Consider the following 13,193-nt stretch of genomic DNA (forward strand, 5'->3'; position numbering starts at 1 on the left):
CTGGTGCTGCTGCTGCTGGCGGTCGTCGTCAGCGCGATCGCCCACTGACCGGACCGCCCGCCCGGACCGCCCCGGGCGCACGGACGCGAGGGGCCCGGCCGATGCACTCGGCCGGGCCCCTCGCGCGTGTCCGGGTGGGTCAGAGCTGCCCGATGACGTGGTCGATGCAGGCGGTCAGCGCCTCGACGTCGGCCGGCTCCACGGACGGGAACATGGCCACCCGCAGCTGGTTGCGGCCCAGCTTGCGATAGGGCTCGGTGTCCACGATGCCGTTGGCCCGCAGCGCCTTGGCGACGGCGGCGGCGTCGATGGTGTCGGCGAAGTCGATGGTGCCGATGACCTGCGAGCGCTCCGCCGGCTCGGCGACGAACGGGGTGGCGTACGCGGACTTCTCGGCCCAGCCGTACAGCCGCGAGGAGGAGTCGGCGGTGCGCGCCACCGACCACTCCAGGCCGCCGTTGCCGTTCAGCCAGTCCAGCTGCTCGGCCAGCAGGAACAGGGTGGCCAGCGCCGGCGTGTTGTACGTCTGGTCCTTCGACGAGTTGTCGATGGCCGTCGGCAGGTCGAAGAACGGCGGGATGTACCGGCCGGAGCCGGCGATCTCGGCCGCCCGGGCGAGCGCGGCGGGGGAGAAGACGCCGATCCACAGGCCGCCGTCGGAGGCGAAGCACTTCTGCGGGGCGAAGTAGTAGACGTCGGTCTCGGTGATGTCGACCGGCAGGCCGCCCGCGCCGGAGGTGGCGTCCACCAGCACCAGCGAGCCCTCGTCGGCCCCGGCCACGCGCCGGATCGGCATGGCCACGCCGGTGGAGGTCTCGTTGTGGGTGAGCGCGTAGACGTCCACCCCGGCCTCGGCGACCGGCAGCGGGTGGGTGCCGGGCTCCGACTTCACCACCGACGGGTCGGCCAGCCAGGGCGCGGCCTTGGTGGAGGACGCGAACTTGGACGAGAACTCGCCGAAGCTCAGGTGCTGGGACTTCTCCCGCACCAGGCCGAAGGCGGCGATGTCCCAGAAGGCGGTCGAGCCGCCGTTGCCGAGCACCACCTCGTACCCCTCGGGGAGGGAGAAGAGGCTGCTCACGCCCTCACGCACGCGCTTGACCAGGTTCTTCACCGGGGCCTGGCGGTGGGAGGTGCCGAGGAGGGAGGTGCCGGTCGCAGCGAGGGCGCTGAGCGCCTCGGGACGCACCTTGGACGGGCCTGCGCCGAAACGGCCGTCTACGGGCCTGATGTCAGCGGGGATCTGGATCTGAGCCACAGACGGCAGCGTAGTCGCTGCCCCGTTCCCCGAGGGGCCGGGTCCGGTGAATGAGACACCTTCGGGTGACCGGCCGACCCCCGTTGCTCCCCGGGGGCGCGGGCGGGGGCGGGGGAGCTGCGCGACCGGCCCGCTGCGGAGTGCACGGTCGGCAGCGCAGTTCCCCGCGCCCCTGTTCAGGGAATTCAGCGCGCGGTGTCGTCGAAGCCGGCGACCTCGTGCGGGCTGCGGGTGCCCGGGCCGATGTAGCGGGCGGACGGGCGGACCAGGCGCCCGGTGCGCTTCTGCTCCAGGATGTGCGCGCTCCACCCGGCGGTGCGGGCGCAGGTGAACATCGAGGTGAACATGTGCGCGGGGACCTCGGCGAAGTCCAGCACGATCGCGGCCCAGAACTCCACGTTGGTGGCCAGGACGCGGTCGGGGCGGCGGGCGTGCAGCTCCTCCAGCGCGGCCTTCTCCAGCGCGGCGGCGACCTCGTACCGGGGGGCGCCCAGCTCCTGCGCGGTACGGCGCAGCACGCGGGCGCGCGGGTCCTCGGCGCGGTAGACGCGGTGGCCGAAGCCCATGAGCCGCTCGCCCTTGTCGAGGGCGCCCTTGACGAACGCGGTGGCGTCGCCGGTGCGCTCGATCTCCTCGATCATGCCGAGCACCCGGGAGGGCGCGCCGCCGTGCAGCGGGCCGGACATGGCGCCGACCGCGCCGGAGAGCGCGGCGGCCACGTCGGCGCCGGTGGAGGCGATGACGCGGGCGGTGAAGGTGGAGGCGTTCATGCCGTGCTCGGCGGCGGACGTCCAGTAGGCGTCGACGGCCTTGACGTGCTTGGGGTCGGGCTCGCCGCGCCAGCGGATCATGAACCGCTCGACGATGGTCTGGGCCTTGTCGATCTCGCTCTGCGGGACCATCGGCAGGCCCTGGCCGCGCGCGGACTGGGCCACGTACGACAGGGCCATGACGGCGGCGCGGGCGAGGTCGTCCCGGGCCTGCTCGGGGGTGATGTCCAGGAGCGGCTTGAGGCCCCAGGCGGGGGCGAGCATGGCCAGCGCGGACTGGACGTCGACGCGGATGTCGCCGGAGTGGATCGGCAGCGGGAAGGGCTCGGCGGCCGGCAGCCCGGGGTTGAACTTGCCGTCGACGAGCAGACCCCAGGTGTTGCCGAAGGAGACGTGACCGACGAGCTCCTCGATGTCGACGCCGCGGTAACGCAGCGAGCCGCCTTCCTTGTCGGGTTCGGCGATCTCGGTCTCGAACGCTACGACTCCTTCGAGCCCGGGTACGAAGTCGGACATAAAGGCGGCTCCTCTGGTCGACGTCGGTGACTGTGGTGTGGCCAAGTCGTCGGTCGTGTCTGCAAGCTCCGCGCGGTCGCGCGGCGCCACGGTGGCGCGGGTGGTGGTGCGGTCAGCGTGTGGCACGCAGTGTCAGGGTGGCAGGCACTGGGTGCATTGCGCCAGAGCCCACGACGGTGATCCGTCGCACGGCTCCGCCCGGGTGCCACGACACCCTATCTCTTGACGTCGAGATTCTGTCAGGGGCAGGCCCCGCTGACATGCGCGGAGCTTTCCGCGGGGGTTCCCGGAGCGTCCTGGCGGGGCCTGCGGGGCTGCCCCGGCCGGCGGTGGATGATGGTGGATGTGCACCCATCGGAACACGCCCCCGAAGCGCCCTCCGCGCCCGCCGAACCGATCGGCCCGCCTCCGCTGAGCCCGCCGCCCCCGGCCGCCGCCGTCCGGGCCCACCCGGACCTGCCCGTGGTGGACGTGGCCGGGATGCGCCGCCAGTACAGCGCGGTCGGCCTCACCGAGGACGACCTCGCCGAGGAGCCCATGGCGCAGTTCGCCGGCTGGCTGGCCGAGGCGGTCCGGGTGGGCGTGGACGAGCCCAACGCCATGACCGTCTGCACCGTCGACGCCGAGGGCCGGCCCAGCGCCCGGACGGTGCTGCTGAAGGGCTACGACCGGCGCGGCTTCGTCTTCTTCAGCAACTACGACTCGCGCAAGGGCGGCGAGCTGGCGGCCAACCCGGCGATCGCGCTGCTGTTCCTGTGGCACCCGATGGCCCGGCAGGTGATCGTCACCGGGCGGGCCGAGCGCGTCCCCCGGGAGGAGACCGAGGCGTACTTCCACAGCCGCCCGCACGGCTCCCAGCTGGGCGCCTGGGCCAGCGAGCAGTCCCGGCCGGTCGGCTCCCGGGAGGAGCTGGAGCGGCGCTACGCCGAGCTGGAGCGCCGCTACCCGGAGCAGGAGGGCGGCGAACCGGTGCCGACCCCGCCGTTCTGGGGCGGTTACCGCGTGTCACCGGACGCCGTCGAGTTCTGGCAGGGCCGGGAGAACCGGCTGCACGACCGGTTGCGCTACCGGCGCGAGCAGGACGGCGCGGGGTGGAGCGTCACCCGGCTCCAGCCCTGACCGAGGATCGGTCGGGCTGCCGTGGAGCCCCGGTCAGGCGCTGCTCCGTCCGGCCCACCCATATCGCCTGAAAGGATGAGGGACGCGCCAAACCACCGCGAACCCGGCGCGCCGAGTTTGGGCTGGTCCGGGCATTCGCGTGGGGAGAATGTGGCGATGTTTCCGGCCCGATAGTGGAGCGCGGGGCCTTCCGGGATCGCTAGGATGAGCCTTCGTCATGGGTAGCGGTTGCGCGCGCGTGGATCTTTGACACGCGGGTGCCCGGAGAGGCTTCCGGGTGCGGAGAACAACTGGCGAGAACATGATCGCAACGAAAAGCGATACCGAACCTGCTTCCGTGCTCCCCCTACCCACGATTGGGTCGCCATGAACATCGCTGCTCCCGTTCTCCCGAAGACCGACGCCGCCCCCGCCGCCGACCGCGTCCGGGTGTCACTGGCCCAGGCTGCCCAGAGCGGTGACTCTGCGTCAGCTCCGCTGCTCGGCCGGGTGCTGCCCTCGTCCGACCGGCAGCGGGCCGAGGTGGCCGCGTTCCAGTCCTCGATCTGACGGCGCGCAGCACCGCGGCCCCTCCGCTGAAAGTCCGCTGAAAGCCAGGTCATGGACAGACCCGTGGTGCCTTTTCGGCAATTCGTGCTGAAAATGCACAGCCGTTGCGATCTTGCTTGTGATCACTGCTACATCTACGAGCACGCCGACACGAGTTGGCGCGGCCGGCCGAAAGCGTCCTCCGGCGAGGTGCTGACCCGCACCGCCGAGCGGATCGCCGAACACGCCCGCGCCCACGGGCTGGGCACCGTCCATGTCGTCCTGCACGGCGGGGAGCCCCTGCTGGCCGGCCTGGTGGGGCTCCGCCGGGCCGCTGCCGAACTGAACCGGGCCTTATCCGGGGTCTGCGCCCTCGACCTGCGCATCCACACCAACGGCGTGCTGCTGGACGAACGCTTCTGCGACCTCTTCGCCGAGTACGGCATCAAGGTCGGCATCTCCCTCGACGGCGACCGCGCCGCCAACGACCGGCACCGCCGCTACGCCGACGGACGCAGCTCCCACCCGCAGGTGATCAAGGCCGTCACCCTGCTGCGTGAGCCGCGCTACCGGCACCTGTACGCCGGTCTGCTGTGCACCATCGACGTGGCCAACGACCCGGTGGCCGTCTACGACGCGCTGCTGGAGCTGGAACCGCCGCGCATCGACTTCCTGCTGCCGCATGCCACCTGGGAGCAGCCGCCGCCCCGGCCCGACGGCCGCCCCGAGCCGTACGCCGACTGGCTGCTGACCGTCTTCGACCGCTGGGAGTCGCAGCGCCGCCCGGTCCCGGTGCGGATCTTCGACTCGGTGCTGCGCACCCTGAGCGGGCGCAGCAGCCTGACCGAGTCGCTGGGGCTGGACCCGGCCGATCTGGTGGTCATCGAGACCGACGGCACCCTGGAGCAGGCGGACTCGCTGAAGACCGCCTTCGACGGCGCCCCCGCCACCGGCTTCGACGTCTTCGCCGACTCCTTCGACGCCGCCGCCCGGCACCCCGGCATGATCGACCGCCAGCAGGGCCTGGCCGGTCTCAGCGGGCAGTGCCGCTCCTGCCCGGTGGTGCGCTCCTGCGGCGGCGGGCTGTACGCCCACCGCTACCGCGAGGGCAGCGGCTTCGACAACCCCTCGGTCTTCTGCCCCGACCTGATGAAACTCATCACCCACCTGGACGCCCGCACCGTGCACGAACGCGCCACCGCCACTGCTGACCCCGCCGCCGCGCCCGCGGCCGCCGGATCCCTGCTCACCGGGGACCAGCTCGCCGAACTCGCCTCCGGCTACGGCGGCGCGGAGACCGTCCGGCTGCTCGCCGCCGAGCAGCTGGACATCGCCCGGACGCTGCTCGGCCGGGTCTGGCACCAGGCCGCCGACCCGGACCGCTCGGCCCGGGCCGCCTGGGAGCTGCTCACCGCGCTCGACGCCGACGCCGCCGGGGCGCAGGCCCTGGACGCCGTCCTCGGCCACCCGTACACCCGCACCTGGGCCGTCCGCTGCCTCACCGGCGAGCCCGGCCCCGCCGCCGACCTGGGCGGGCTGGCCGAGCTGGCCGCCGCCGCCGCGCTGCGGGCGGGCCTGGCCGAGCCGGTGGCCGTCCCGGTGCGGGCGGGCCTGCTGCGGCTGCCCGGCCTCGGTGTGCTGCGGCTGCCCGGCTGCTCCGAGGCCGTCGTCCGGGCCGCCGAGGGCGGCTTCACCGTCCGCGCGGCCGGTACCGGCGGGGAGTCCGGGCTGCGGGTGCGCTGGGCCGAGGCCGACGGCCGCTGGCAGCCGCTGCGCCGGATCACCGCCCCGGCCTCCGGCGCCCTCGGGCCGTGGACGGTCGCGCTGGAGGACACCGACCCGCAGCGCGACAGCCACCAGTGGCCGGTGCAGGACCGGCTGGACTCCGGCGCGTTCGCCGCCTGGGAGGGCGCCCTGGCCGGCGCCTGGCGCTTCGTCACGGCCGAGCTGCCCGGCTACGCCCCCGGGCTGGCCGCCGGGCTGGCCACGGTCACCCCGCTGCGTCCGGGAACGGACGGCCGGGAGGTCAGCGCCGCCGCCCGGCAGGCGTTCGGCGCGGTCGGCATCGCCCGCCCGGGCGGCCCCGGCGCCGCCGGGCAGCAGCTGCTGGCGCAACTGCTGGTGCACGAGTTCCAGCACGTGAAGCTGGGGGCGGTGCTGGACTTCCACGACCTGTACGACCCGCAGGACGACCGGCTGTTCTACGCCCCCTGGCGGCCGGACCCGCGCCCGCTGGAGATGCTGCTGCAGGGGACGTACGCGCACCTGGCGGTGGTCGAGTTCTGGCGCGCGGTGCTGTGCTCGCAGGCCGGGGCCGGGAGCGGCGTGGACGCCGAGGCGGCCCGGCAGGCGGCGTTCAACTTCGCCTACTGGCGCAGCTGCACCGCCGAGGCGGCGCAGACCCTGGCCGATTCCGGCTCGCTGACGCCCCTGGGTCTGCGCTTCGCTGTCGGCCTGCGCGATCGGGTGGCACCCTGGCTGGACGAGTCGGTCGAGAGCGGTGCTCTGATCGCGGCGCAGCGCTCGCTGGAGGCGACCAGGGCGGACTGGTCGGCCCGGACCGGCGCGGGCACGGCACGGCTCTGAGCCGGGAGGCTGCCATGACAGATGCCACCCACGACGCCACCACCGATGCCGGGGCAGGCGCCGGGCCGGACGCCGGGGCGGAGCGCACCGAGGCGGAGCTGGTCTCCGACCTGGCCGCGCTGGGCGTGCGCCCGGGCGACACGCTCATGGTCCAGGCGTCGCTGCGCGGCATCGGCCCGGTCCGGGGCGGATCGGCGGCCGTGGCCGCCGCGCTGCGCCGGGCGCTGGGCCCCACCGGGACGCTGGTGGCGTACGCGGCCACGCCGGAGAACTCCGACACCTCCCGGCAGTTCCGGGCGGCGACGGCGGGCCTGGACCCGGCGTCGGTGCAGCGCTACCGGGCGTCGCTGCCCGCCTTCGACCCGCGGAGCACGCCGTGCTCGCCGACGGTCGGCCGGCTCTCCGAGGAGATCCGCACCCTGGACGGCGCCCTGCGCAGCGCCCACCCGCAGACCTCGTTCACGGCGGTCGGCCCGGACGCCGAGGAGATCACCCGCGACCACCGGCCGGAGTGCCACCTGGGCGAGGAGTCGCCGCTGGGGCGGCTCTACAAGCTGGGCGGCTCGGTGCTGCTGGCGGGCCTTCCGGACTGGCTGTGCACCGCCTACCATCTCGCCGAGTACCAGGTCGACTGGCGTCCGCTGCGCCGCTACGGCTGCGCGGTCCGCGACGCCGGCGGCGCCCGCCGCTGGCTGGAGTTCACCGGGCTGGACCTGGACGACCGGCACTTCCCGCGGCTGGGCGCGGCGGTCCGGGCCAGGGTCGAGTTCGGGCGCGGACTGCTGGGCGCGGCGGAATGTTTTCGCGTTCCGGTGGTGGAGGCGGTGGATGCGGCGAGAGGATGGCTGTCCGATCCTTCGAACCGGGCGCTCTTTTAGGTCACCGCCCGTCAGAATCCGATGAAGCACGCCTGGTTGACGGACATTCTGCCCGCGGGTTCGAATGGGTGCGACAAGGCGTGATGGTCCACGGGGGTGGCGCGAGTGACTGACCCGGGAAGACTGGGCGAGAATGCCCGGCCGTACTTCTTCCTGAGCTATGCGCACACTCCGGGAACGGGTTCGTCAGGGCACGATCCGAACCTCTGGGTGCACCGTCTCTACGACGACCTCTGTGAAGCGATCATGGAGATCACACCGCACCCCGAAGGCGTCCCGGTCGGCTTCATGGACCGCGGCATGCACCTGGGCGAGGGCTGGGTCGGCCGGCTGTCCGAGGCGCTGGCGCGCTGCCGGGTGTTCGTGCCGCTGTACTCGCCCCGCTACTTCCGCAGCGAGCCCTGCGGCCAGGAGTGGCGCGGCTTCGCCACCCGCCGGGTGGTCTCCCGGTACGGCGGCGACCACCACACCGGCATCGTCCCGGTCTGGTGGGTGCGGGTGCCCCGGGAGAACCTGCCCTCGGTCGCCAGCAGCCTGCAGTTCAACCACAGCGACTTCGGCACGGACTACCTCAACGAGGGCATGCTGGCGCTGAGCAAGCTGGGCTACTTCCGGCAGTCGTACGAGCTGGCGGTGCACCGGCTGGCGCACCGCATCGTCCAGGTCGCCGAGTCGGTGTACATCGAACCGGGCACCACCGACGACTTCCTGACCCTGCAGAGCGCCTTCGAGCCGCCCGAGCCCGCCCGCCAGCTGCGGATCTCGGTGCTCGCCTGCGACGTGCGGAAGCTGCCGCCGGGGCGGGCGGCGCACGCGTACGGCTCCTCAGCGCTGGACTGGCAGCCCTACCGGCGGGAGAGCGACCTGTCGCTGGTCCGGCACGCGCAGGGGGTGGTCAGCAAGCTCAACTTCCACACCAGCGTCCACCTGTTCGAGGACGAGGCGGAGAAGTTACTCGGCCCGCCCGGCGAGCCCGGCGCCGACGGCGCGGCCGGCACCGCGGCGGACGGCGAGGACGGCGCGGACGCCGGGGGCGACGCCGGGGGCGGCGAGGAGCCCAGCGCGCCCGGGGTGCTGCTGCTGGACCGCTGGGCCCTGCTCGACCCGGCCCGGCAGGCGCTGGTGAAACGGTTCGACGAGCGCAACCCCAGCTGGATCAGCATCCTGGAGCCGTGGGCCGAGGACGACCCCGACTGCCGCGCGGCCGGTCCCGACCTGGGCGGCCTGGCCGACGAGACCCTCAGCCGCAGCCGCGGCGAGCTGCGGCCCACCTTCCGCGGCGTGCAGGACGGCCTGCCCACGCTGTCGGCCTTCGATCGGGAACTGCCGGTGGCCGCGTTCCGGGCCATGTCGGGCTTTGTCGACCGCACCCGGCCGCAGCCCCCGGCCGAGGAGGCGAGCCGCCCCCGGCCCAATCTGCGGGAGGCCCTCACCGGCGGCACCGCCAAGGGGGACAGGCCGCCGCGCGGCCCCACCGGTCACGAGCAGCAGGACACCTGGAACGGCAGCGCACACCCTGGCAGCGGCGAGGCGGACCCGGCGGAGGGGACCTGATGACGGACATCCGGACAACGGCGGCACCGGCGGCGGACAGCCGGCCCCCGGGGGGCGACCGGGACGGGCAGATCATCACCTTCTACTCCTACAAGGGCGGCACCGGCCGCACCATGGCGCTCGCCAACACCGCCTGGATCCTGGCCTCCAACGGCTTCCGGGTGCTCACCGTCGACTGGGACCTGGAGGCCCCCGGGCTGGCCCGGTTCTTCCACCCGTTCCTGGACCCGGCCGTGCCCGGCGCCAGCACCGGCGTGATCGACCTGATCCAGGAGTACCGCGAGGAGGCCATGCGCGGGCTGGACCGCGCCCCCGACTGGCACCGGGAGTTCGCCCGGGTCCGGCCGCACGCCGTCTCGCTGAACTGGCCGCTGTTCCCGGGCACCGGCAGCCTGGACTTCCTCTCCGCCGGGCTCACCAACAGCGACTACGCCACCGCCGTCGCCAGCGTCAACTGGGACCGCTTCTACGAGGACCTCAACGGCGCCCGCTTCTTCGAGGCGATGCGCGAGGACATGCGCCGCCACTACGACTACGTGCTGATCGACAGCCGCACCGGCCTGTCCGACATCGCCGAGATCTGCACCGTCGAGATGCCGGACACCCTGGTCGTCTGCTTCACCCTCAGCGGGCAGAGCATCGAGGGCGCCTCCGCCATCGCCCAGCACATCGCCGACCGCTACCGCAACCGCGGCATCACCATCATGCCGGTGCCCATGCGCATCGACGACGGCGAGAAGGAAAAGGCCGACGCCGGCCGGGCGCTGGCCCGCAGCCGCTTCAACGGGCTCCCGGCGGGCCTGGACGAGGCCGAACTGCTGCGCTACTGGGGCTCGGTGGAGATCCCCTACCGGCCGTTCTACGCCTACGAGGAGATCCTGGCGACCTTCGGCGACAAGCCCGGCTCGCCCACCTCCATGCTGGCCGCCTGCGAGCGGCTCACCGCCGCCATCACCGACAACCGGGTCGCCGGGCTGCCGGCCATGCCCGAGGACGTCCGGCAGCGCTACATCGACTCCTTCACCCGCCGCCGCCCGGCCGTCCCCACCGACGTGTTCCTGTCGTACGCGCCCGAGGACCGGATGTGGGCCGACTGGATCGAGTCGGTGCTCAGCCGGGCCGGGGTCCGGGTGGTGCCGCGCGAGGTCGGCGCGGACCCGCGCAGCGAGGCCGAACGCGGCGTGGACGCGGCCGCCCGCACCGTCGCCGTGCTCTCCCCGGCGTACGTGCGCTCCCCGCAGGCCCAGGCCGTCTGGGAGTCGGTGACCGGCGCCGACCCCACCGGCGGCCGGCGCGAGCTGATCCCGGTCCGGGTCGGGGACGTCCGGCTGACCACGCCGTTCAGCAACCGCAACGCGGTCGACCTGGTCCGGCTGGACGAGGCCCCGGCCATCGCCGCGCTGCTGCGCGCCCTCGGCCGCGCCGACGCCGACCTGGAGCCCATCGCCGGGGACCTGCCCCGGTTCCCGGCCACCCGCCCGGCCATCTGGAACGTCCGGCTGCGCAACCCCGCCTTCACCGGCCGCTCGGCCGTGCTGGAGCAGCTGCGCGACCAGCTGCGTGGCGGCACCGCCGCGGTGGTGCTGCCCACCCCGCAGACCCTGTACGGGCTCGGCGGCGTCGGCAAGACCCAGGTGGCGCTGGAGTACGCGCACCGCTTCATGGCCGACTACGACCTGGTGTGGTGGATCGAGGCCGAGCAGTCCGACCAGGTCGTCCTGGCCCTGGCCGAGCTGGCCCGGCGGCTGGAGCTGCAGGTCGGCGACAACGTCGCGGAGGCGGCCGAGGCCGCCAAGGAGGCGCTGCGCCGGGGCGGCAGGATCGACCGCTGGCTGCTGATCTTCGACAACGCCGACGACCCGGCCAAGATCGAGCGCTTCTTCCCCGGCGGCCCCGGCCACGTGCTGGTGACCTCGCGGAACCAGGCGTGGTCCGGGCAGGCGGTCACGCTGGAGGTGGACGTCTTCACCCGCGGCGAGTCCATCGAGCACCTGTGCCGCCGCGCCCAGGGCCTCAGCCGGCACGACGCCAACCAGGTCGCCGAGGCCGTCGGCGACCTGCCGCTGGCGGTGGAGATCGCCGCCGCCTGGCTGGAGACCACCGGCACCCCGGTCTCCACCTACGTCGCCGCCCTCCAGCAGGAGGCCCCGGTGGCGCTGGCCGCCACCCAGGTCGCCGACTACCCCTCGGTCTTCGGCGCCACCTGGAACGTCTCCATCGCCCGGCTGCGCGAGCAGTCCCCGGCCGCTGCCCGGCTGCTGCAGCTGTGCGCGTTCTTCTCGGCCGACCCGATCTCGATGAGCCTGTTCTACAGCGACCAGATGATCCGGACCCTGGTCGCCTACGACCCGGACCTCCAGGACAAGTTCATGCTGGGCAAGGTGATCCAGGCGATCGGCCGGTACGGCCTGGCCAAGGTCGACGCCGGCAGCAACACCTTCCAGATCCACCGCATGGTCCAGGCCGTCATCCGCTCCGAGCTCGAACCGGAGGAGCGCGACCGCACCATGCACGAGGTGCACCGCATCCTGGTCGGCGCCCGCCCGCTGGTCGACGACATGGACGACCCGGAGAACTGGCCGCCGTTCGAACGCATCTGGCCGCACCTGGGCCCCTCGCTGGCCGAGGAGTGCGACGAGCCCGACACCCGGCAGCTGCTGATCGACCGCGTCCGCTACCTGTGGAAGCGCGGCGAGCTGGAGGCCGGCGAGGACCTCGGCCGCCGGCTGCACGAGCTGTGGATCACCAAGCTGGGCGAGCGCGACCGGCAGACCCTGCTGCTGCGCTTCCAGCTGGCCAACGTGCTGCGCACCCAGGGCCGGTTCGAGGAGGCCCTGCTGTACGACCAGGACACCCGCGAGCGGCAGCAGCAGGTGCTCTCCCCGGACCACCCGTACACGCTGATGACGGCCGGCTCCATCGGCGCCGACCTGCGGGCACTGGGCCGCTTCCAGGAGGCCCTGGATCTGGACCTGGAGACCTACGACAAGTTCAAGGAGATGTTCGGCGAGGAGCACGCGCGCACCATGGCGCTGGCCCACAACCTGGCCATCGACTACCGCTTCACCGGCCAGTACCGGGAGGCCAGGGACCTCGACCGGGGCAACCTGGACCGCCGCTCCAGCGTGCTGGGCCCGCTGCACCCGTACACGCTGACCACCAAGGCGGCGCTGGCGGAGGACCTGCGCTCGCTGGGCGACTTCGCCGGATCGGTGGAACTGCTGCAGGAGTTCCAGGTCGAGTACTCGGCCGTGCCCGGCGTGGACCTGCCGACGCTGCGCTACGCCAAGAGCCTCGCGGTGGCGCTGCGCAAGGCCGGGCGCCAGCAGGAGGCCCGCAAGATCACCCGCGAGACCTACGACCGCTACCTGGAGCGCTACGGCGCCAACTTCCCGGACGCGCTGGCCTGCGCGCTGAACCTGGCCGCGGACTTCAGCGCCTCCGGCGACAAGGAGGCGGCCCGGGACGCCGCCCAGGAGGTCTACCAGGGCTACCTGGGTTCCCTCGGCCCGCGCCACCCGTTCACCCTGGCCTGCGCCAACAACCTGGGCATCTACCTGCGCGGCAGTGGCGCGGTGGACGACGCGGTGGAGCTCGGCGAGCGCACCCTGGCCGAGCTGCGCGAGGTGCTCGGCTCGATGCACCACTACTCGCTGATCGCCATGGTCAACCTGGGCAACGGCTACGGCGAGCAGGGCGCCTTCGAACTGTCCGAGGAACTGCTCGGCGAGGCCATCGCCGGGCTCTCGCACAACTACACCGACCTGCACCCGGACACCGTGGTGGCCCGGGCCAACCTGGCCGTGACGCTGCGCGAGTCCGGGCGGCGGGCGGAGGCGCAGGAGCTGCGCACGCCGGTGCTGGAGGAGATGGTGCGGCAGTTCGGCGAGGAGCACCCGACCACCCAGTCCTGCCGGGCCTGGCGCCGGATCAACCGGGACCTGGAGCTGCAGCCGGTGTAGCGCCCGGCGCGCTGCGCGCCGC

At 73.4% G+C, this 13,193-nt stretch carries 8 protein-coding genes; 6 read left to right on the top strand and 2 right to left on the bottom strand.

The annotated features are described in order from the left end of the window. Positions 1–139: 139 nt before the first annotated feature. Both serC and GXW83_RS03490 read right to left on the bottom strand, forming a co-directional pair. Positions 140–1,258: a phosphoserine transaminase gene (gene serC, locus GXW83_RS03485; RefSeq protein WP_182441435.1), complete on the bottom strand. Its 1,119-nt coding sequence runs from the start codon at positions 1,256–1,258 to the stop codon at positions 140–142. Between the two features lie 185 nt (positions 1,259–1,443). Then, the gene (locus GXW83_RS03490) at positions 1,444–2,544 is read right to left on the bottom strand and encodes a citrate synthase 2 (protein WP_182441436.1); all 1,101 of its coding nucleotides are present in this window, start codon (positions 2,542–2,544) and stop codon (positions 1,444–1,446) included. Between the two features lie 480 nt (positions 2,545–3,024). Between GXW83_RS03490 and pdxH the strand changes: the two genes are divergently transcribed. From pdxH to fxsT, 6 genes are all read left to right on the top strand, one after another. After that, entirely contained in the window at positions 3,025–3,663 is a 639-nt protein-coding gene (gene pdxH, locus GXW83_RS03495) for a pyridoxamine 5'-phosphate oxidase (protein ID WP_182447054.1), read from the top strand. Between the two features lie 366 nt (positions 3,664–4,029). Continuing rightward, on the top strand, positions 4,030–4,212 hold the full coding sequence (locus tag GXW83_RS03500) for a hypothetical protein (RefSeq protein ID WP_182441437.1): 183 nt from the start codon (positions 4,030–4,032) through the stop codon (positions 4,210–4,212). A gap of 51 nt (positions 4,213–4,263) precedes the next feature. Continuing rightward, on the top strand, positions 4,264–6,777 hold the full coding sequence (locus tag GXW83_RS03505; RefSeq protein WP_225446733.1) for an FxsB family cyclophane-forming radical SAM/SPASM peptide maturase: 2,514 nt from the start codon (positions 4,264–4,266) through the stop codon (positions 6,775–6,777). Between the two features lie 14 nt (positions 6,778–6,791). Beyond that, positions 6,792–7,655, top strand: a complete 864-nt coding sequence (locus GXW83_RS03510; RefSeq protein ID WP_182441439.1) for an aminoglycoside N(3)-acetyltransferase — start codon at positions 6,792–6,794, stop codon at positions 7,653–7,655. A 105-nt stretch (positions 7,656–7,760) separates the two neighbouring features. After that, entirely contained in the window at positions 7,761–9,209 is a 1,449-nt protein-coding gene (locus GXW83_RS03515; RefSeq protein ID WP_182441440.1) for a TIR-like protein FxsC, read from the top strand. Then, on the top strand, positions 9,209–13,171 hold the full coding sequence (gene fxsT / locus GXW83_RS03520; RefSeq protein ID WP_182441441.1) for an FxSxx-COOH system tetratricopeptide repeat protein: 3,963 nt from the start codon (positions 9,209–9,211) through the stop codon (positions 13,169–13,171). The genes GXW83_RS03515 and fxsT overlap by 1 nt, the downstream gene beginning before the upstream one ends. Positions 13,172–13,193 lie beyond the last annotated feature (22 nt).

This window comes from Streptacidiphilus sp. PB12-B1b (assembly GCF_014084125.1).
Taxonomy (GTDB): Bacteria; Actinomycetota; Actinomycetes; order Streptomycetales; family Streptomycetaceae; genus Streptacidiphilus.

Coding starts and splice junctions, on each gene's coding strand:
- fxsT (WP_182441441.1), top strand. CDS start 9,209: ATGACGGACATCCGGACAACGGCGGCACCGGCGGCGGACAGCCGGCCC.
- GXW83_RS03490 (WP_182441436.1), bottom strand. CDS start 2,544: ATGTCCGACTTCGTACCCGGGCTCGAAGGAGTCGTAGCGTTCGAGACC.
- GXW83_RS03500 (WP_182441437.1), top strand. CDS start 4,030: ATGAACATCGCTGCTCCCGTTCTCCCGAAGACCGACGCCGCCCCCGCC.
- GXW83_RS03505 (WP_225446733.1), top strand. CDS start 4,264: ATGGACAGACCCGTGGTGCCTTTTCGGCAATTCGTGCTGAAAATGCAC.
- GXW83_RS03510 (WP_182441439.1), top strand. CDS start 6,792: ATGACAGATGCCACCCACGACGCCACCACCGATGCCGGGGCAGGCGCC.
- pdxH (WP_182447054.1), top strand. CDS start 3,025: ATGCGCCGCCAGTACAGCGCGGTCGGCCTCACCGAGGACGACCTCGCC.